We start from the raw sequence: 18,544 nt of genomic DNA on the forward strand, positions 1-18,544 counted from the left end.
GTGGCCTTATTGGGGCTGCTGCGCAGCCCAACGCGGGGCAAGCCCGCTCGCCACAACAAGCCCATTCACCACAACAAGCCTGCTCGCCACAGGCTTATTGTTTGCTCGTTCTATCTTGGCATTCGCGCATGAGGCGCCGTTTTTTTATGGGCGCAAAGCGTCAGTAATCGGATAAGTCCGCCAGTGGATGCCGGCCTTCCCATGCCTTGGTGAAATGCGCCTGCACCACGGCGTCCGGGATGGTATTGATGTCCGGCCAGTGCCAATGGGGTGTCTGGTCCTTGTCGATCAATCGCGCACGTACCCCTTCGCTGAATTCCGGGTGGCGGCAGCAGTTCAGGCTCAAGGTGTATTCCATCTGGAACACCTCGGCCAAGGACAGATGACGGGCACGCTGGATCTGTTCCCACACCAGGTGTGCAGTCAGCGGGCAGCCTTCGCTCAATGTCTTGCCGGCGCGGTTGAACAGCGGGTCGGCGTGGTCGCGCAGCGGGTTCAAGGCGCGCCAGGCACTGCGTACATCACCGACGTCCAGCCACGCGTCGATCTGCGCCCGACGCGGCAGCCATTGGGCTTCTGGTTGCTGGCCGACAGCTTCCTGGGCCAGGGCCTTGAGCAGGCTGTTGAGTTGCATCGCGGTCTGTTCCTGCCAATTCAGTTGCAGCAGGCCTTCGATCAACTCGTCCTGTTGGTCATCGCGCAGAAAGCGGTCGGCCAGGCCCAGGTCCAGCGCGTCACGGCCATTGATGTGCGCGCCGGTAAGGCCAAGGAACAACCCCAGCTTGCCCGGCAGGCGCGACAGGAACCAACTGGCGCCCACATCCGGGTACAGGCCGATGCTGATCTCGGGCATGGCCAGGCGGCTGCTCGGCGTGACAATCCGTATGGCCGCGCTTTGCAGCAGGCCCATGCCACCGCCCAGCACGTAACCGTGGCCCCAGCAGATCAGCGGTTTAGGGTAAGTGTGCAAGCGGTAGTCGAGGCGATATTCCGCGGCAAAAAACTGTGCGGCCAGGGCGGGCACTTCCCCCGGCTGCTCGCGGCAGGCCTGGGCCAGGCTGCGCACTTCGCCGCCGGCGCAAAACGCCTTGGGCCCGTTGCCACGCAGCAGCACGCAGACAATGTTCGGGTCTTTGGCCCAGGCCTCCAGGCGATCAGTCAGGGCCAGGATCATCGGCAGGGAGAGCGCGTTGAGGGACTTTTCAGCGTCAAGGCTGGCGATGCCGACGCGGGCGCCGTTGCTGCTGGTCAGTTCTTCGAAGTGCAGGTTCATCGTGACCTCAATCGAGAAGGTGAAGGATCAGTATGATCGCTTCGTGGGAAAGTGCCGGTGGTGTGTCAGATCAATTGACAAGCAGGGCCGGCTTTCCTAGGGTTCGCCTCATTCTTTTTTACAAGACAATTCGAACATGACTGAAGGCGACCGTATCAAACTCGAACCCAGCTGGAAACACGCCCTGCGTGATGAGTTCGATAAGCCCTACATGGGCCAGTTGCGCGAGTTCCTGCGCCAGGAACATGCTGCCGGCAAAGAGATCTACCCGCCCGGCCCACTGATCTTCAACGCGCTCAACTCCACACCGCTGGACAAGGTCAAAGTGGTAATCCTCGGCCAGGACCCGTACCACGGCCCCGGCCAGGCCCACGGCCTGTGCTTCTCGGTGCAACCGGGGGTGCCGGCGCCGCCGTCGCTGGTCAATATCTATAAAGAGCTCAAGCGCGACCTGAACATCGACATCCCCAACCACGGCTACCTGCAAAGTTGGGCCGACCAGGGCGTGCTGATGCTCAACACCACCATGACCGTGGAGCGGGCCAACGCCAACGCCCATGCGGGCAAGGGCTGGCAGTTCTTTACCGATCGGATTATCGAAGTGGTCAGCGAGCACCAGCCGCACCTGGTGTTCCTGCTATGGGGCGCCCATGCACAAAGCAAGCAGAAGCTGATCGATGCGACCAAACACCTGGTGTTGACCTCGGTGCACCCGTCGCCGTTGTCGGCGTATCGCGGGTTCCTGGGCTGTGGGCATTTCAGCAGGACCAACAAGTTCCTGGAGCAGAATGGCGAGGCCCCGATCGAGTGGCGTCTACCGCCGCTCTAGGGCCAAGCACATCCAGAAAATGTGGGAGGGGGCTTGCCCCCGATGGCGGTGTATCAGAAACACATTCAGTGACTGACACTCCGCTATCGGGGGCAAGCCCCCTCCCACATTTGAAGGTTTAGGTCGTTTGCGGCTGACGGTTCCAATGCCTGAACAACGGCTCCGCCAAAAACAGCACAAACAACAACCGCATCACCTGCATGGCCGTCACCAACGGCACCGACAGTTGCAGGGTCTCGGCCGTAAGGCTCATCTCGGCAATCCCGCCGGGCATCATGCCCAGTGTCAGCGAGCGCAGGTCCAGCTGGGTGAGGGCGCTCAAACCCAGCGCCGCCAATGTCGCCAGCGCCATGGTCAGGGCCGTGCCGATCAAGGTGCGGCCCATGAATGAGGGAGCGCTGCGAAAGAACTGCCGGTTGAAATGGCAGCCCAACCCGCTGCCAATCAGCCACTGGCCGATCTGGCTGCCGCCGTCGGGCAAGCCGATATGCAGGTCCCACACCACACTGGCCGTCGCACTCACCAGCAACGGGCCGAACAGCCATGGGTTGGGCTGGTGTAGACGTTGCCAGCCCCACGCCACCAGTGCGCCGATGGGGAACAACAACGCCAGCCATGCCCAGCTCACGGGCGCCGGATGAAACTGCGGTGCGCCGCCGTCGAGCAGATACTTGAAGATCGCCGGCACACACAGCACCACCACCAGCACGCGCAAACTCTGCCCCGCCGCGACCCGGCTGAGCACCGCGCCATTGCGCGCGCCGAGGTTGACCATTTCACCGGAACCGCCCGGCATGCTGGAGAAAAACGCGGTGGCGCGGTCTTCACCGCTGCGGCGCATCAACCACACGCTGACCACGCTCGACAGGCTGGTGACCAACGCGCCGAAGAAGATCAGGCCGAAGTGGCTCATCACCTGTTCGATCACCAGTGGGGTGAAGTGCAGGCCGATGCCGATACCCACCACCCATTGGCCGCATTTGCGCCCGCCGGGAATCTCCGCCAACTGCCACGGCGTCAGGCAACGCACCAGGATAATCGCCAGCAGCGAGCCGACCATATACGGCAAAGGCCAGCCCACCAGGCTGGCCAGGTAACCGCCGGCCAAGCCGACCAGCGGTGTTCCCCACCATTGCTTGAAGGTGACCTCAGACATCGGCCACGGTACGACGCTGTTGCGCCCGTTTGCGCCAGATACGCAGCAGCGGCATGAACAGCATGATGGCGGTCAGTATCCACACGCCAAAGGTGATCGGGCTCGACCAGAGGATCTCCAGCGCGCCGTTGGAGATCGACAGCGCACGGCGCAGGTTCTGCTCCATCAGGCCGCCAAGGATAAAACCGAGCAGCACCGGCGACAGCGGGAAGTCCAGCTTGCGCAGGATGTAGCCGAAGATGCCGATACCGACCATCAGGAACAGGTCGAAGGTGGTGGCGTGCACCGCGTACACCCCGATCGCGGTGATGATGGCAATCACTGGCACCAGCGCCCAGTTCGGCACGGCGAGGATGCGTGTGAAGATGCGGATCATCGGGATGTTGAGGATCACCAGCATGATGTTGGCGATGAACAGCGAAGCGATCAGGCCCCAGACGATGTCTGGTTGCTGTTGGAACAACAGTGGGCCTGGGGTGATGTTGTACAGCGACAGCGCGCCGATCATCACCGCCGTGGTGCCCGAGCCGGGAACGCCGAGGGTCAGCATCGGCACCAGGGCACCGCAGGCGGACGCACCGATGGCGGTTTCCGGCGCTGCCAGGCCGCGCATGTCACCCTGGCCGAACTTGCCACTGGCACCGGCCAGGCGTTTTTCGGTCATGTAGGCCACGGCCGAGGCCAAGGTGGCACCGGCGCCCGGCAGCACACCCATGATGAAGCCCAGCAGGCCGCAACGAATGTTCACTACGAACACCGAACCCGCTTCCTTCAGGTTGAACATCATCCGTCCGGTGGCTTTGACTGCTTCCTGGCCACGGTGGGTTTTTTCCAGCAGCAACAGGATCTCGCTGATGGAGAACAAGCCGAGTACCAACACCACGAACTGGATGCCGTCGGTGAGGTGGATGTTATCCCCGGTAAATCGGTACACGCCGCTGTTGGCGTCGATGCCCACCGCTGACAGGAACAGGCCGATCAGTGCCGCCACAAACGTCTTCAGCGGCTTGTCGCCGGCCATGCCACCGAGGCAGACAATCGCGAACACCATCAGCACGAAATATTCCGCCGGGCCGAAGGCAATCGCCCACTTGGCCAGCAGCGGCGCAAACAACACCATGCCGCAGGTGGCGATGAACGCGCCGATGAACGAACTCCACGCCGACAACGACAGGGCGACGCCGGCCAGGCCTTTGCGGGCCATCGGGTAGCCGTCGAGGGTGGTCATCACGGTGGAGGCTTCGCCTGGGATGTTGAGCAGGATCGAGCTGATACGGCCGCCGTATTCACAGCCCAGGTACACGGCTGCCAGCAGGATCAACGCCGATTCCGGCGGCAGGCCCAGGGCAAATGCGATGGGGATCAACAGCGCCACGCCGTTGATCGGGCCCAGGCCCGGCAGCAGGCCGACCACGGTGCCGATCAAGGTGCCACACAACGCGGTCACCAGGTTGTAGGGGGACAGTGCAACGCCGAAGCCCTGGCCCAAATAGCCAAAAGTATCCATATCAGTTCTCCAGAACGTCGAGCAGGCCGAGGGGCAGCGGAACATCCATGGCTTTATCGAACAGCAGATAAAGACCGATGGCCATCAGGCTGACGATCACCATGCTGGGCACCCAGCGGCCGCCATACAGGCGCGCCATCGGAATGCCGATCAGCATGCTGCTGAGGATGAAACCCAGCGATTCGAAGGTGGTGGCAAACACGATCAACAGTGTCACGCACACGCCGATCTTGATCAGGGTTGCGCGGTCCAGTGCCGGTTCTTCCTCGGTGTGCTTGGTTGGCTGCGGGCGAAACAGCATGTAGATCAGCGCCAGGCTCATCAGCCCGAGCATCAGCAGCGGGTAGGCCCGAGGTCCCACGGGCTCGTAGGAAAAAGACGCCTGATACGGCCAGGCCATCAAGGCCAGCGCGGCGCATGCCACGAGCAGCATGGCGGCGAAAATGCGTTGTAAGAGCATTGGAAACTCCTTGGAGACTCTTGTCGGCGCGAGCTTGCTCACGAAGAACGCAAGGACGCCGCGTGTATCCAGGTAGCACGCGTCATCGTTGAAGTTTTTCGCGAGCAAGCCCGCTCCCACAGAGGGGCGATTACTGGATCAGGCCGAACTCTTTGGCCAGCACTTTGTAGTCAGCCACCTGTTTCTTCACGTAGGTGTCCAGTTCCGGGCCGGTCATGGCGAACGGGAACAGTTCGCGCTGGTCACGCAGCTTGGCAAAGTCGTCGGAGGCCAGCAGTTTGTCGAACGCGTCTTTCCACCAGGCATAGTCCGCATCGCTGACCTTTGGCCCGAGGTAGAAGCCACGCACCACTGGCCAGACGATGTCGTAGCCTTGCTCTTTGGCGGTCGGAATATTCTTCATTTCCGGCTCGTCCAGGCGCTCTTCGGAGAATACCGCCAGCAGGCGCATGTCACCGCTGAGGATATGCGGCATGGAGTCTGAGATGTCGGTGCTGCCCACCTGGATATGCCCACCGAGCAGGGCCGTGGCGATTTCGCCGCCGCCTTCGAGCGCCACGTAGCGCAGCTCGCGCGGGTTGATCCCGGCCGCCTTGGCGATCAGCGCGGTTTGCATCCAGTCCTGGCTGCCGACGGTGCCGCCGGAGCCGATGACCACGCTGCCTGGATCTTTCTTCAGGGCCTTTACCAGATCATCGAGGGTCTTGTAGGGCGAATCGGCTTTTACCGCGATGGCGCCGTAGCTGGTGCCGACTGCCGCCAGCCAACGTACGGCGCTCTCGTCGAAACGCCCGAACTTGCCCTGCGCCAGGTTCAACAGCGAACCGCTGGACCAGGCCACCAAGGTGCCGCCATCCGCCGGGCGCTGGGCGACCACCGCGTTGTACGCCACCGCGCCCACGCCGCCGGGCATGTAGGTCACGCGCATCGGCTTGCTCAGCAGCTTTTCGTTGACCAGCGCGCTTTGCGCCAGTTTGCAGGTCAGGTCAAAACCGCCGCCGGGGGAGGCCGGGGCGATGCATTCCGGGCGCTTGGGTTCGTCAGCGGCCAGCAGTTGGCCAGCGAACAGCATGCAGCCGGCGGCGAGGGCGAGTTTTCGCAATGAAAGGGTCATGGTTATCTCCGTCGTTGTTGTTATGAGTGGCTATTACCAGGCACTACTTACCAAAGCGCGACGCTGTAGCTGACCAGCAGGCGCATTTCATCCGCATCACGGGCTGAATAGTTGGAGCGATAAGTCGCGTTGCGCAGGCGCACGGCCACATCCTTGAACGTGCCGCTTTGCACCACGTACTTGATCTCGCTGTTGCGTTCCCACTCCTTGCCGGTCTCGCCGTTCTTGAGCTTGATGTTGTCACCCGAGAGGTAACGGCTCATGAAACTCAGGCCGGGAATGCCCAGCTTGGCGAAATCGTAGTCGTAGCGTGCCTGCCAGGAGCGCTCTTCAGCGCCGGCAAAGTCGTTGATCTGCACGAAGTTGACCAGGTACGGGTCGCTGCCATCCACATAGGGAAACGCGCTGTCGCCGGACATGTGCTGGTAGCCGGCGCTGAGCTTATGGCCATTGAGGGCATAGCTGAACAGGCCGTTGAGGGAGGTGTTGTCGATCTTGCCGCCACGCGCGCTGCCGGTGTCATCGCTGACGGCCAGGCGCAGGTCGGCGCCGAAGGTGCCGGGGCCCATCGGGCGCGCGGCAACCAGGCCGAGGAAGTGCTGGCGGTACACATCGTCGAGCTGGGCAAAGTGGTAGCTGCCGGTGATCTTGTCAGCGAACTTGTAGTCCACGCCGCCGAAGTTGAAGTGCTTGCCGGTGGCGCCGCTGACGAAGCGGCTGTTCTTGTTGTTGAGGGCGATGTCCTCGTAGTTGGTATCGTCGCGGTCCTTGGCTTTGTCCAGGCGGCCGCCGGTGAAGACCAGGTTCTTGAATTCCTTGGAGGTGACCAGGCCACCGTTGAAGGTCTGCGGCAGGATGCGGCCGTCGTTGGGCTTGAGGATCGGCAGCTCGGGCATCAGTGCACCGATCTTCAGCTCGGTGGCGGAGATCTTCATTTTCCCGGTCAGGCCCAGCTTGGCGTACTCGTTGGCGGCGCGGCCGTCGTCGTGGGTGGGCAACAGGCCGGTGCCGGTGCGGTCGGGGCTGGAGTCGAGCTTGACGCCGAGCATGCCCAGCGCATCTACGCCAAAGCCCACGGTGCCGTCGGTGTAGCCCGATTGCAGGTTGAGCATGAAGCCCTGGGCCCATTCGTCGCGCTTGGATTGCTGGGCGCTGGTGCCGTCGCGAAAGTCACGGTTGAAGTACATGTTGCGGGTTTCCAGGGTCGCGCTGCTGTCTTCGAAGAAGGCAGCCTGGCTAAGCGGCGAAAAGCCGGCAAAGGCAGCGGCACTGGCAAGGGCGGTGTGGGTCAGGCGGGAAAAACGCACAGGCGGGAAAGCCTGGGGCTGTGTCGACAGCATCGTTGTGCACTCCGTTATTGTTCTTATTTTGGCGAAAACGCTTCGAGGCGTTTTTCGGTCGCTACGGATCAGGTAGCGCGGCAGGCATGACCTACCGTGGCTGGATGCTAAAGGGCGAAGCTTTCACTAACCTTTCAGTTGGCTTTCAATGTTTTCGGGCTTCACAGGCCAGGCCGCGCCTGTAAACTGCCTCGCAAAGCGTGGCGCCGACCACCCCCGAACGAGGTAGAAATCCATGCGTGTCCTCCTGGTTGAAGACCATCTGCAACTGGCCGAAAGTGTCGCCCAAGCGCTCAAGAGCACGGGGTTGACCGTCGATGTGCTGCACGATGGGGTGGCCGCGGACCTGGCCTTGAGCAGTGAGGAATACGCAGTGGCCATCCTTGATGTAGGCCTTCCGCGCATGGACGGTTTTGAGGTGCTGGCGCGCTTGCGGGCGCGTGGGAAAAATCTGCCGGTGTTGATGCTGACTGCGCGCAGTGACGTGAAGGACCGCGTGCATGGCCTGAACCTGGGGGCCGATGATTATCTGGCCAAGCCATTTGAGCTGACGGAGTTGGAAGCGCGGGTCAAGGCGTTGTTGCGGCGCAGCGTCCTGGGCGGCGAGCGTCAGCAAACCTGCGGTGTGCTGGTCTATGACCTCGACACCCGCCGCTTCACGGTAGGCGGCGAGCTGATGACGTTGACCTCCCGCGAGCAAGCGGTGCTTGAAGCGCTGATCGCGCGTCCCGGCCGAGTCATGAGCAAGGAGCAACTGGCCTCCCAGGTTTTTGGCCTCGACGAAGAGGCCAGCCCCGATGCCATCGAAATCTATGTACACCGCCTGCGCAAGAAACTCGATGGCCAACCCATCGCTATCGTGACCTTCCGTGGCCTGGGCTACCTGCTGGAAGCCCGCGATGCATAAGCCCAGCAGCCTGCGCTGGCGGTTGCTGTGGAACCTGGCACTGCTCATGGTGCTGTTGATGCTCGCCAGCGGCATGAGTGCCTACTGGAACGGTCGCGAAGCCGCCGACACCGCCTATGACCGCACGCTGCTGGCCTCGGCACGCACCATTGCCGCCGGCTTGACCCAGGTGGATGGCACCCTCAGCGCCAATGTGCCGTATGTGGCCCTGGACACCTTTGCCTACGACAGCGCCGGTCGCATCTATTACCAGGTCAATGACATCGACCAGAAGCTGATCTCCGGTTATGAAAACCTCCCCGGCCCGCCACCCGGCACGCCGCGTACCGACGATTACCCGGCGTTGGCGCGCTTCTATAACGCCACGTACCAGGGCCAGCCCGTGCGTGTGGTCAGCCTGCTCAAGGCTGTCTCCGAGCCGAACATGAACGGCATGGCGGAAATTCGCGTGGCCGAGACCGATGAAGCCCGGGTCAGCATGGCCCGCAGCCTGATGGCCGACACCTTGCTGCGCCTGGGCATGCTCGGCATTGGCGCGTTGCTGCTGGTGTGGTTTGCCGTGAGTGCGGCGCTGCGCCCGTTGGAGCGCCTGCGTACGGCCGTGGAAGAGCGCCAGCCCGATGATTTGCGGCCGTTGCCGTTGGTGGAAGTGCAGCTTGAGTTTGGCCCGCTGGTGCGCTCGCTCAACCATTTCACCGAACGCTTGCGCGGGCAGTTCGAGCGCCAGGCGCAGTTTATTGCCGACGCCGCCCATGAACTGCGAACCCCTTTGGCGGCGCTCAAGGCCCGCCTTGAACTGGGCCTGCGCAGCGACGCCCCTGCGACCTGGCGTAGCACTCTGGAAAGCGCGGCCCAAGGCACCGACCGCCTGACCCATCTGGCCAATCAATTGCTGTCGTTGGCCCGTATTGAAAACGGCGCGCGGGCGATTGCCGAAGGCGGCGCGCAGTTGCTGGACCTCAGCCAATTGGCCCGTGAACTGGGTATGGCGATGGCGCCGTTGGCCCATGCGCGTGGGGTTGCATTGGCCTTGGAGGCGGATGAGCCGGTGTGGTTGCGCGGTGAACCGACGTTGCTCAATGAGCTGCTCAGCAACCTGGTGGATAACGCCCTGGCCCATACGCCTCCCGGCGGCAATGTGATCCTGCGGGTCACGGCGCCGGCGGTACTGGAAGTGGAAGACGATGGCCCTGGCATCCCGCTGGATGAACGGGATCGGGTGTTCGAACGCTTCTATCGACGTAGCCAACAGGGCATGGGGTCCGGCCTGGGGCTGGCGATTGTCGGCGAGATCTGTCGGGCGCACCTGGCGCAGATCAGCTTGCACGACGGGGAGCAGGCAGGGTTGAAGGTGCGGGTGAGTTTTATCGCCGGTTGATCAATCAAACATCGAGCGCGCTTCATCGAGCTCGGCGCGCAAGGCATCGCTGTAAGGATCGACTTGCAGCTTTTTCATCGCCGGTACGCTGGAGATGGGAACGTCGGCCAGGGGATGATCGGTACCGCGATAGCAGTACAGCACCGCGACTTGGACGATGTCGACGTAATCGAGGTGGGCAGAGTCGCGCTCCAGGTCCAGGTATTGGCCGGGCAGTTTTGCCAGCATCTCCGGGAAGTCCCACCGACCGAGGAGTTTGTCCCCCAGTTGCGGGTGGATGCTGTCAATCACGTGGTTAAGGCTGACCGGGTCTGAGAGCAGCTCGTAGTGGTCTTCGGCGTAGGTCAGGATCGGCAGCACGCCGATCTGGTGGACCAGGCCACCCAAGGCCGCCTGGTCTGGCTTGAGCTGGCTGTGGTTGCGGCACAAGGCATAGCTGACACCGGCCACTTCCAGGCTGCGGCGCCATACGTCGCGCATTTTCTGTTCAACCACATCGGAGCGGGCGTGGAAGATCTGTTCCATCACCAGGCCGATAGCCAGGTTGCTGCTGTAGTTGGTGCCCAGCCGAGTGATGGCTGTGTGAAGGTCGGTCACTTCCTGGGTCGCGCGCAGCAGCGGGCTGTTGACCACTTTGATCAGGCGTGCCGACAGCGCGGTGTCGCGACCGATCACCTTGCTCAAATGGCTGATGCTGATTTCCGGGTCTTCAGCGGCCTGACGAATGTTCAGGGCCACTTCCGGTAATGTCGGCAGAACCAGGTCATCGTTGTCGATGGCCTTCACCAAAGCCTGTTGGACTTTTTCCTCCAGCTTGTTCATTCATGCTCTCTAGGGTGTTGCAAAAGGGTACGGCGATCAGCGCTGGATCTCTCGATCCCGGTCGAGTAGGTAAGGCAGATCAAGCAGTTGCAAACCGGGGCCTTCCAGTGTGCCTACATGAACATCGCCACTCTCGGCTGCTTCGGCTTGCAACACGGCCAGAAGTTCAATCCCCTGGTGTGCTTTTGCCGCGATTACCACTTCGCCGATCGCACTGGTGTGGCTGGGGGCAAACAGTGGAGTGCCTGGCTCGGGCAGTTCAGCGGCATCCAGGCTCAGGCGGTACAGGCGGCGCTTGAGCTTGCCCAGGTACTGCATGCGCGCGACGATTTCCTGGCCGGTGTAGCAGCCTTTCTTGAAGCTGACGCCGCCAACGGCTTGCAGATTGAGCATCTGTGGAATGAACAGTTCGCGGGTTTGCGCCATCACCTGGCCGATACCGGCGCGGACCTGGCCCAGCAGCCATTCATTCAAGGCTGATTCTTTCAATTGAGCGCTCAATTGGCTGCGCACGGCTTCTGCCTGCTCGGCAGGTACCCAGAGCTCAGCGCGGCCGGGTGAGACGCGAATGGCGATCAGCGCTTCGGTACGCGCCACGCTATCGGTCTCGGTGGGCAGCACCAGGCCCAGGCTGGCGAGGGCCGCGTCTGCATCCGACAGGCCGAACCGTACCCAGGCGGCACTTTCGTCGGTGAGCTTGGATTTTGAGAACACCGCGTACTTTTTCAAGTCCGCCAGTTGCGGCTCCAGCAGCTCGGTCGCCATGGCCAGCAACACCCCGTCACCTTGCAACAGGATGCGGAAGCTCGACTGCATGCGCCCTTTTTGGGTGCAGCGCGCGCCGAGGCTGGCCTGGGTGTCGCTCAGGTAATTGAGGTTGCAGGTCAGTTGTCCCTGCAGGAACTTGGCAGCGTCGGAGCCGCGGACGGCGAGAACGCCTTCGTGGGACAGGGGGCAGAAAAAAGCAGAGTCAGCCATGGGTCATCGCAGGTCAAAAAGTCATGGGTGCATCATAGAGGGGCGCCCGGCAAATGGATAGTTTCTGTAAGGGCGACCAAAGCCGACTGTTCCGGTGCCGTCGGGCCTGTATACTTGCGCTCTATTTGAGGAGCGCTCCATGGTCGAAGATGTAGAACTCAATCGCCTCTACTGGCACAGCCGCCGCGGCATGCTTGAACTGGACGTGTTGCTGGTGCCATTCGTCAAAGAGGTTTACGCCACTCTCAACGAGGTGGATCGCGCCTGTTACGTGCGGCTGCTGGAATGCGAAGACCAGGACATGTTCGGCTGGTTCATGGAGCGCGCAGAGTCCGAAGACCCGGAACTGCAACGCATGGTTCGGATGATCCTGGACCGTGTCCAGCCCAAGTAATCGCTTTGAATGCCGCTGGCAGGCCTCACGGCTGATGCTGGCGGTGTATCTCCTGGCCCAGCTGTTCGCGTTGGGTGCCTTGCTCGTTATCGACCTACCGTTCTCCAGCCTGGCTGGCTTGCTGTGCCTGGCGCATGGGGCTTGGGTTGTGCCGCGCCATATCTTGCTGACACACCGTTCGTCGATTCGTGGCCTGCGCCGCGACGAAGACGGCTGGCAGTTGTGGAGCGCGGCGCGAGGCTGGCACAGCGTGCAGTTGCGCCCGGACAGCCTGGCCTTACCGCTGATCGTGGTGTTGCGCTATCGCGTGCAGGGGGAGTGGCGAGTCCGTTCGACCTGCGTGCCGAGGGATTCGCTGGGCGCCGATGTGCACCGGCGCCTGCGCGTTCGCTTGAAATTCAGCCGCCGTAGGTGGTTGGCGCCAGGATAGTGTCGCGGGCCTCGGGCAGCATCTGTGGGTAGTCGAGGGTGTAGTGCAGGCCCCGGCTTTCCTTGCGTTCCATGGCCGAGCGGATCATCAGTTCCGCAACCTGGGCCAGGTTGCGCAATTCGATCAGGTCACGGCTGACCTTATAGTTGCTGTAGAACTCATCGATCTCATCCAGCAGCAGGCGCACCCGGTGTTGAGCCCTTTGCAGGCGCTTGTTGGTGCGCACGATCCCCACGTAGTCCCACATGAAGCGCCGCAGCTCGTCCCAGTTGTGGGCGATGATCACGTCTTCATCCGAATCGGTAACCTGGCTGGCGTCCCAGCGGGGCAGGGCGGCAGGCACAGGAATGCGCGGCAGTTGGTCCAGGATGTCCGCCGCGGCCGAGCGTGCGTAGACGAAGCATTCGAGCAGTGAGTTGCTGGCCATGCGGTTGGCGCCGTGCAGGCCGGTGAAGCTGGTTTCGCCGATCGCGTACAAGCCAGGTACGTCGGTGCGGCCATGTTGGTCGACCACCACGCCGCCGCAGGTGTAGTGCGCGGCCGGCACTACCGGGATCGGGCCCTTGGTGATGTCGATGTTGAAGGCCAGGCAGCGCTCGTAGACCGTTGGGAAGTGGGTCTTGATGAAGGCTTCGGGCTTGTGGCTGATATCGAGATAGACGCAGTCGATGCCCAGGCGCTTCATTTCATGGTCGATGGCGCGGGCGACGATATCCCGCGGCGCCAGCTCGGCGCGCGGGTCAAAGCGTTGCATGAAGCGCTCGCCATTCGGCAGTTTCAGGTGGGCGCCTTCGCCGCGCAGAGCCTCGGTGATCAGGAAACTCTTGGCCTGCGGGTGATACAGGCAGGTGGGGTGGAACTGGTTGAATTCCAGGTTGGCCACCCGGCAGCCTGAGCGCCAGGCCATGGCAATGCCATCGCCGCAGGCCCCGTCGGGGTTGCTGGTATAGAGGTATACCTTGGCCGCGCCACCCGAGGCGAGGATGGTGAAACGCGCGCCGTAGGTATCGACTTCGCCGCTGGTGCGGTTGAGTACGTAGGCGCCGAGGCAGCGTTCGCCTTCCAGGCCCAGGCGTTTTTCGGTGATCAGGTCGACGGCGACGCGTTGCTCGAGCAATTCGATGTTGGGGCGTTGGCGGGCCTGGTCGAGCAGGGTCTTGAAGATTGCAGCGCCGGTGGCATCGGCCGCATGAATGATGCGTCGATGGCTGTGGCCGCCTTCGCGGGTCAGGTGGAATTCGAAACCACCGTCGTCGCTCCCCGCGTGTTCATCGCGGGTGAATGGCACGCCCTGGTCGATCAGCCATTGGATCGCTTCGCGGCTGTGCTCGACGGTGAACCGCACCGCGTCTTCGTTGCACAAGCCGGCGCCCGCGTTGAGGGTGTCTTCGACGTGGGATTGCACTGTGTCGGTGTCGTCCAATACCGCGGCGACACCGCCCTGGGCCCAGAATGTCGAGCCGTTGGCCAGGTCGCCTTTGCTCAGTACGGCAATGCGCAGGTGGCTGGGGAGGGTCAGTGCAAGGCTCAGGCCGGCCGCGCCGCTACCGATCACCAGGACATCGTGTTGAAACTGTTGGCTCATTGGAAGGATTCCGCAAAAAGCGATCCGAAGGATTGGCGCAAACAGGACGCCTGGATCGGCGAATCAAAGGGGCACACGGGCCACTAGTATATAGAGGGGGGGAGCGGCACAATAGTCGGGCATTCGTGGCAATGTGAGATTACGGTGCACGGCCAGGGTAAAATCGGCCAGTTATTGAAACGGGAACTTTTTGCATAAGCCCCGACTCAATAGCAGGTTGCCCGGAAGCTGGGAAAACGTTGAGTTTATTGGCCCGTCGGGAGCATTGGACGCGTCAGAAAACCGACGACAAGATTATTCGCGCAGTCGGCGTTGCCCGTACTGCGTTTTTCGTGTGTGCCAAATCAGTGCATGCCGGAAACTTGCTTGGAGGGGGAGAACTTTTGCGAAAAGTCCTAGTCTATGTTTGCAAGCCTGATCGTTTAGTTATGCAAGCCTCCTTCAAGTACAACGAGGAGTGTTCATGCTAACCCAGGAAGAGGATCAGCAGCTGGTCGAGCGCGTTCAACGCGGCGACAAGCGAGCTTTTGATCTGCTAGTGCTGAAATACCAGCACAAAATTCTCGGGTTGATCGTGCGGTTTGTGCACGACACCCATGAAGCGCAGGACGTTGCACAGGAAGCCTTTATCAAGGCATACCGTGCACTGGGCAATTTTCGCGGTGATAGTGCGTTTTACACGTGGCTATATCGCATCGCCATCAACACGGCGAAGAACTATCTGGTGTCTCGCGGACGCCGCCCACCGGATAGTGATGTAAGTTCAGAAGATGCAGAATTTTACGATGGTGATCACGGCCTCAAAGATCTCGAGTCGCCGGAGCGTGCATTGCTGCGCGACGAGATCGAAGGAACCGTTCATCGCACAATTCAGCAACTGCCAGAAGATTTGCGTACGGCGTTAACTTTACGTGAATTCGATGGTCTGAGTTACGAAGACATTGCGAGCGTCATGCAGTGTCCGGTGGGGACTGTAAGGTCACGGATTTTCCGGGCCCGGGAAGCCATCGATAAAGCCTTGCAACCGTTGTTGCAGGAAAACTAAAGACAGCGGCGACAGCCAAGAGAGGAACCGCCATGAGTCGTGATGCCCTGCAGGAATCGCTGTCCGCAGTGATGGATAACGAAGCGGATGAACTGGAACTTCGTCGAGTGCTCAACGCATTTGATGATGCCGAAACCCGTGACACCTGGTCTCGTTACCAAGTTGCTCGGGCGGTGATGCACAAGGATCTCCTAATCCCTCGTCTGGATATTGCTGCGGCCGTTTCTGCTGCACTGGCTGATGAAGCCGTTCCGGCAAAAGCTGCACGCGGACCGTGGCGTAGCCTGGGTCGTCTGGCAGTGGCTGCTTCGGTGACTGTTGCCGTATTGGCCGGTGTTCGCCTGTACAACCAGGACGAGATCGCCGGTGCCGAACTGGCCCAGCAGACCCAGCAGCCGGTCATGGCCGGTCCCCAAGTCAAGGGCCCAGCTGTACTGGCCGGCTACAAGGAAAGCTCCGAAACCACTGGCCCAATGGCCAATGGCGTTCTTCAAGGGCAATCCGGCTGGCAGGACCAGCGTCTTCCAGGCTACCTGCGCCAACACGCCCAGGAATCGGCCTTGAAAGGCACTGAAAGCGCTTTGCCATACGCTCGCGCAGCAAGCCTGGAAAACCGCTGAACCGTTAAGGAGCCCTATGCGCGCCATACCGCTCCTTACGCTTTTGCTTAGTGGCTGGTTTGCACTCCCCGCCCACGCCGATGAAGCCCAAGACTGGCTGACTCGACTTGGGCGTGCAGAGCAGCAGCAAAGCTTTCAAGGGACGTTCGTCTATGAGCGTAACGGCAGTTTCTCTACCCATGACATCTGGCATCGTGTCCAGGATGGCCAAGTCCGTGAGCGGCTTTTGCAGCTTGACGGTTCGGCTCAGGAAGTCGTGCGCGTAGATGGCCGGACACAGTGCGTCAGTGGCACATTGGTCGCAGGTCTTGGTAATTCGCGTGACGCGCCTTCGCGTACGCTTGATCCGCAAAAACTCACTCAATTCTACGAACTGGCCGTTATCGGCAAATCTCGCGTGGCCGGTCGTAATGCAGTGATTGTGTCGATCACCCCGCGCGACCAATACCGTTATGGGTTCGAGTTGCATCTGGACCGTGAGACTGCCTTGCCGCTCAAGTCCCTGCTGCTCAATGACCAGGGCCAATTACTCGAGCGCTTCCAGTTCACGCGACTGAACACTGCGGTCCTGCCAGATGACCGTGACTTGCAGCCCAGCAGCGAATGCACGCCTATTGCAGTCGTCAACAGCAAGGCGCCTGAAGTCGAGGCTACGGAGGCCTGGCACCTTGAATGGCTGCCTCCCGGATTTCAGTTGACCAGTCGCAGTACCCGTAAAGACACCCAGACCAAAGCAACCGTCGATAGCCTGATGTACGAAGATGGGCTGGCGCGTTTTTCGGTGTTTCTTGAGCCGATCAGCGACGTAAGCGTGTCGGAAACTCGTACACAGCTAGGCCCTACGGTTGCTGTGTCTCGCCGCCTGAACACGGTGGAGGGAGAAATGATGGTGACGGTCGTCGGCGAAATCCCGATTGGCACTGCCGAGCGCATCGCGCTGTCGGTACGCGGTGATAAAAAGCCAGTGACCAAGCCGTGAGTCGTTAATCTTATGTTCATCCTGACCTTTCACTCTAAGTCCCTGCCAGGTTGGTTGCCGAGAGACATGAAATGTCCGGATCAGCATTTTCACTTGCAAAAATCCCTCATGTTTTTTATAGGTCAGGGCATGTCGGCTCTGGCCTTGTTTTGTTCGCGGAACAAAGATGTCGGTCGCAGTTTCCGGCGTTTTTTGAACCCTGTCGCTCAACCCTGCTCGTCGTAACGGGAGCTGTATGTCGATACCACGTTTGAAGTCTTACCTATCCATAGTCGCCACGGTATTGGTGCTGGGTCAGGCCGTGTCCGCGCAAGCGGTCGAGCTGCCTGACTTCACTCAACTGGTTGAGCAAGCCTCGCCTGCCGTGGTGAATATCAGTACCACGCAGAAATTGCCGGATCGCAAAGTCTCGAACCAGCAGATGCCCGACCTGGAGGGGTTGCCGCCGATGCTGCGCGAGTTCTTCGAGCGTGGCATGCCGCCGCAACAGCGATCCCCCCGTGGCGGCGGTCAGCGTGAAGCGCAATCCCTGGGCTCTGGCTTCATCATTTCGCCGGATGGCTACATCCTCACCAACAACCATGTGATTGCCGACGCTGACGAGATTCTGGTGCGCCTGGCCGACCGCAGTGAGTTGAAAGCCAAGCTGGTCGGCACCGATCCTCGTTCCGACGTGGCCTTGCTGAAAATCGATGGCAAGGACCTGCCGGTGCTGAAACTGGGCAAGTCCCAGGACCTGAAGGCAGGGCAATGGGTAGTGGCAATCGGTTCGCCGTTTGGCTTTGACCATACGGTGACCCAAGGTATTGTCAGCGCCATCGGTCGCAGCCTGCCGAACGAAAACTATGTACCGTTCATCCAGACCGACGTGCCGATCAACCCGGGCAACTCCGGTGGTCCACTGTTCAACCTGAACGGCGAAGTGGTGGGGATCAACTCGCAGATCTACACCCGTTCCGGTGGGTTCATGGGCGTGTCGTTCGCCATCCCGATCGACGTGGCCATGGATGTTTCCAACCAGCTGAAAAGCGGTGGCAAGGTCAGCCGTGGCTGGTTGGGCGTAGTGATTCAGGAAGTGAACAAAGACCTGGCTGAATCCTTCGGCCTCGACAAACCGGCGGGTGCCCTGGTCGCGCAGATCCAGGACGACGGCCCTGCTGCCAAAGGCGGCCTGCAAGTGGGCGACGTGATCCTGAGCATGAATGGCCAGCCGATCATCATGTCGGCAGACCTGCCGCACCTGGTGGGCGCACTCAAGGCAGGTAGCAAGGCCAAGCTGGAAGTGATCCGTGAAGGCAAGCGCCAGAACGTTGAACTGACCGTTGGCGCGATCCCTGAAGAAGGCGCGACCCTCGACGCCCTGGGTAACACCAAGCCGGGCGCCGAACGCAGCAGCAATCGCCTGGGTATTGCCGTGGCCGAGCTGACCGATGAGCAGAAAAAGACCTTCGACCTGAAAAGCGGCGTGGTGATCAAGGAAGTCCAGGACGGTCCTGCGGCGTTGATTGGCCTGCAGCCAGGTGACGTGATTACTCACCTGAACAATCAGGCGATCGACAACACCAAGCAGTTCACCGACATCGCCAAGGCGCTGCCGAAGAACCGTACGGTATCGATGCGGGTATTGCGTCAGGGCCGTGCCAGCTTCATTACCTTCAAGCTGGCTGAGTAACACAGCCCAATAAAAAAGCCCCGCCTTCGTTCAGCGAAGGCGGGGCTTTTTTGTG

At 61.2% G+C, this 18,544-nt stretch carries 18 protein-coding genes; 9 read left to right on the top strand and 9 right to left on the bottom strand.

The window, feature by feature from the left end:
- Positions 1-160: 160 nt before the first annotated feature.
- The gene (locus ACODSV_RS22330) at positions 161-1,273 is read right to left on the bottom strand and encodes an enoyl-CoA hydratase/isomerase family protein (RefSeq protein ID WP_150055929.1); all 1,113 of its coding nucleotides are present in this window, start codon (positions 1,271-1,273) and stop codon (positions 161-163) included.
- A gap of 136 nt (positions 1,274-1,409) precedes the next feature.
- On the opposite strand from ACODSV_RS22330, the gene ung reads away from it, so the two are divergent.
- The gene (ung, locus tag ACODSV_RS22335) at positions 1,410-2,102 is read left to right on the top strand and encodes a uracil-DNA glycosylase (protein WP_024073979.1); all 693 of its coding nucleotides are present in this window, start codon (positions 1,410-1,412) and stop codon (positions 2,100-2,102) included.
- 118 nt (positions 2,103-2,220) lie between these two features.
- Here the strand turns inward: ung and ACODSV_RS22340 are convergent, their stop codons facing one another.
- The 5 genes from ACODSV_RS22340 to ACODSV_RS22360 all read right to left on the bottom strand — a co-directional run bounded on the left by ACODSV_RS22340 (position 2,221) and on the right by ACODSV_RS22360 (position 7,679).
- Positions 2,221-3,258 (bottom strand): AbrB family transcriptional regulator, encoded by a 1,038-nt coding sequence (locus tag ACODSV_RS22340; RefSeq protein WP_150056115.1) that lies wholly within the window; start codon positions 3,256-3,258, stop codon positions 2,221-2,223.
- Positions 3,251-4,765: a tripartite tricarboxylate transporter permease gene (locus ACODSV_RS22345; protein WP_024073981.1), complete on the bottom strand. Its 1,515-nt coding sequence runs from the start codon at positions 4,763-4,765 to the stop codon at positions 3,251-3,253. The genes ACODSV_RS22340 and ACODSV_RS22345 overlap by 8 nt, the downstream gene beginning before the upstream one ends.
- A 1-nt stretch (position 4,766) precedes the next feature.
- On the bottom strand, positions 4,767-5,225 hold the full coding sequence (locus ACODSV_RS22350) for a tripartite tricarboxylate transporter TctB family protein (protein ID WP_024073982.1): 459 nt from the start codon (positions 5,223-5,225) through the stop codon (positions 4,767-4,769).
- Positions 5,226-5,355: 130 nt separating this feature from the next.
- The gene (locus ACODSV_RS22355) at positions 5,356-6,345 is read right to left on the bottom strand and encodes a Bug family tripartite tricarboxylate transporter substrate binding protein (RefSeq protein ID WP_172831377.1); all 990 of its coding nucleotides are present in this window, start codon (positions 6,343-6,345) and stop codon (positions 5,356-5,358) included.
- Positions 6,346-6,386: 41 nt separating this feature from the next.
- On the bottom strand, positions 6,387-7,679 hold the full coding sequence (locus ACODSV_RS22360) for an OprD family porin (protein ID WP_150054726.1): 1,293 nt from the start codon (positions 7,677-7,679) through the stop codon (positions 6,387-6,389).
- 235 nt (positions 7,680-7,914) lie between these two features.
- Here ACODSV_RS22360 and ACODSV_RS22365 point away from each other — a divergent pair, with 235 nt between their 5' ends.
- Entirely contained in the window at positions 7,915-8,586 is a 672-nt protein-coding gene (locus tag ACODSV_RS22365; protein ID WP_024073986.1) for a response regulator, read from the top strand.
- A complete protein-coding gene (locus ACODSV_RS22370; protein ID WP_024073987.1) occupies positions 8,579-9,964 on the top strand; it encodes a sensor histidine kinase in 1,386 nt (461 codons plus the stop codon). Before ACODSV_RS22365 ends, ACODSV_RS22370 begins: the two co-directional genes overlap by 8 nt.
- Here the strand turns inward: ACODSV_RS22370 and ACODSV_RS22375 are convergent, their stop codons facing one another.
- Together ACODSV_RS22375 and ygfZ are read right to left on the bottom strand one after the other, a co-directional pair.
- Positions 9,965-10,786 (bottom strand): HDOD domain-containing protein, encoded by an 822-nt coding sequence (locus tag ACODSV_RS22375; RefSeq protein WP_024073988.1) that lies wholly within the window; start codon positions 10,784-10,786, stop codon positions 9,965-9,967.
- Between the two features lie 36 nt (positions 10,787-10,822).
- Positions 10,823-11,764 carry a CAF17-like 4Fe-4S cluster assembly/insertion protein YgfZ gene (ygfZ, locus tag ACODSV_RS22380; RefSeq protein ID WP_069075463.1) on the bottom strand — a complete coding sequence of 314 codons (942 nt, stop codon included), beginning with the start codon at positions 11,762-11,764 and terminating at the stop codon, positions 10,823-10,825.
- A 139-nt stretch (positions 11,765-11,903) separates the two neighbouring features.
- On the opposite strand from ygfZ, the gene ACODSV_RS22385 reads away from it, so the two are divergent.
- Together ACODSV_RS22385 and ACODSV_RS22390 are read left to right on the top strand one after the other, a co-directional pair.
- The gene (locus tag ACODSV_RS22385; RefSeq protein ID WP_069075462.1) at positions 11,904-12,158 is read left to right on the top strand and encodes an FAD assembly factor SdhE; all 255 of its coding nucleotides are present in this window, start codon (positions 11,904-11,906) and stop codon (positions 12,156-12,158) included.
- The gene (locus ACODSV_RS22390) at positions 12,142-12,588 is read left to right on the top strand and encodes a protein YgfX (RefSeq protein WP_102624468.1); all 447 of its coding nucleotides are present in this window, start codon (positions 12,142-12,144) and stop codon (positions 12,586-12,588) included. The genes ACODSV_RS22385 and ACODSV_RS22390 overlap by 17 nt, the downstream gene beginning before the upstream one ends.
- On the opposite strand, the gene nadB is transcribed toward ACODSV_RS22390, so the two are convergent.
- Positions 12,557-14,173, bottom strand: coding sequence for an L-aspartate oxidase (gene nadB, locus ACODSV_RS22395; protein ID WP_150054725.1), 1,617 nt, complete (start codon positions 14,171-14,173; stop codon positions 12,557-12,559). The genes ACODSV_RS22390 and nadB overlap by 32 nt on opposite strands.
- Before the next feature lie 463 nt (positions 14,174-14,636).
- Here nadB and rpoE point away from each other — a divergent pair, with 463 nt between their 5' ends.
- The 4 genes from rpoE to ACODSV_RS22415 all read left to right on the top strand — a co-directional run bounded on the left by rpoE (position 14,637) and on the right by ACODSV_RS22415 (position 18,489).
- Positions 14,637-15,218 (top strand): RNA polymerase sigma factor RpoE/AlgU, encoded by a 582-nt coding sequence (gene rpoE / locus ACODSV_RS22400; RefSeq protein ID WP_003172477.1) that lies wholly within the window; start codon positions 14,637-14,639, stop codon positions 15,216-15,218.
- Positions 15,219-15,250: 32 nt separating this feature from the next.
- On the top strand, positions 15,251-15,838 hold the full coding sequence (locus ACODSV_RS22405; protein WP_024073993.1) for a sigma-E factor negative regulatory protein: 588 nt from the start codon (positions 15,251-15,253) through the stop codon (positions 15,836-15,838).
- A gap of 16 nt (positions 15,839-15,854) precedes the next feature.
- Complete coding sequence (locus ACODSV_RS22410) at positions 15,855-16,817, top strand: MucB/RseB C-terminal domain-containing protein (RefSeq protein ID WP_024073994.1); 963 nt, start codon at positions 15,855-15,857, stop codon at positions 16,815-16,817.
- A gap of 235 nt (positions 16,818-17,052) precedes the next feature.
- Positions 17,053-18,489, top strand: a complete 1,437-nt coding sequence (locus ACODSV_RS22415) for a DegQ family serine endoprotease (RefSeq protein ID WP_024073995.1) — start codon at positions 17,053-17,055, stop codon at positions 18,487-18,489.
- Positions 18,490-18,544: the final 55 nt, after the last annotated feature.

Source organism: Pseudomonas sp. FG86, from assembly GCF_057808775.1.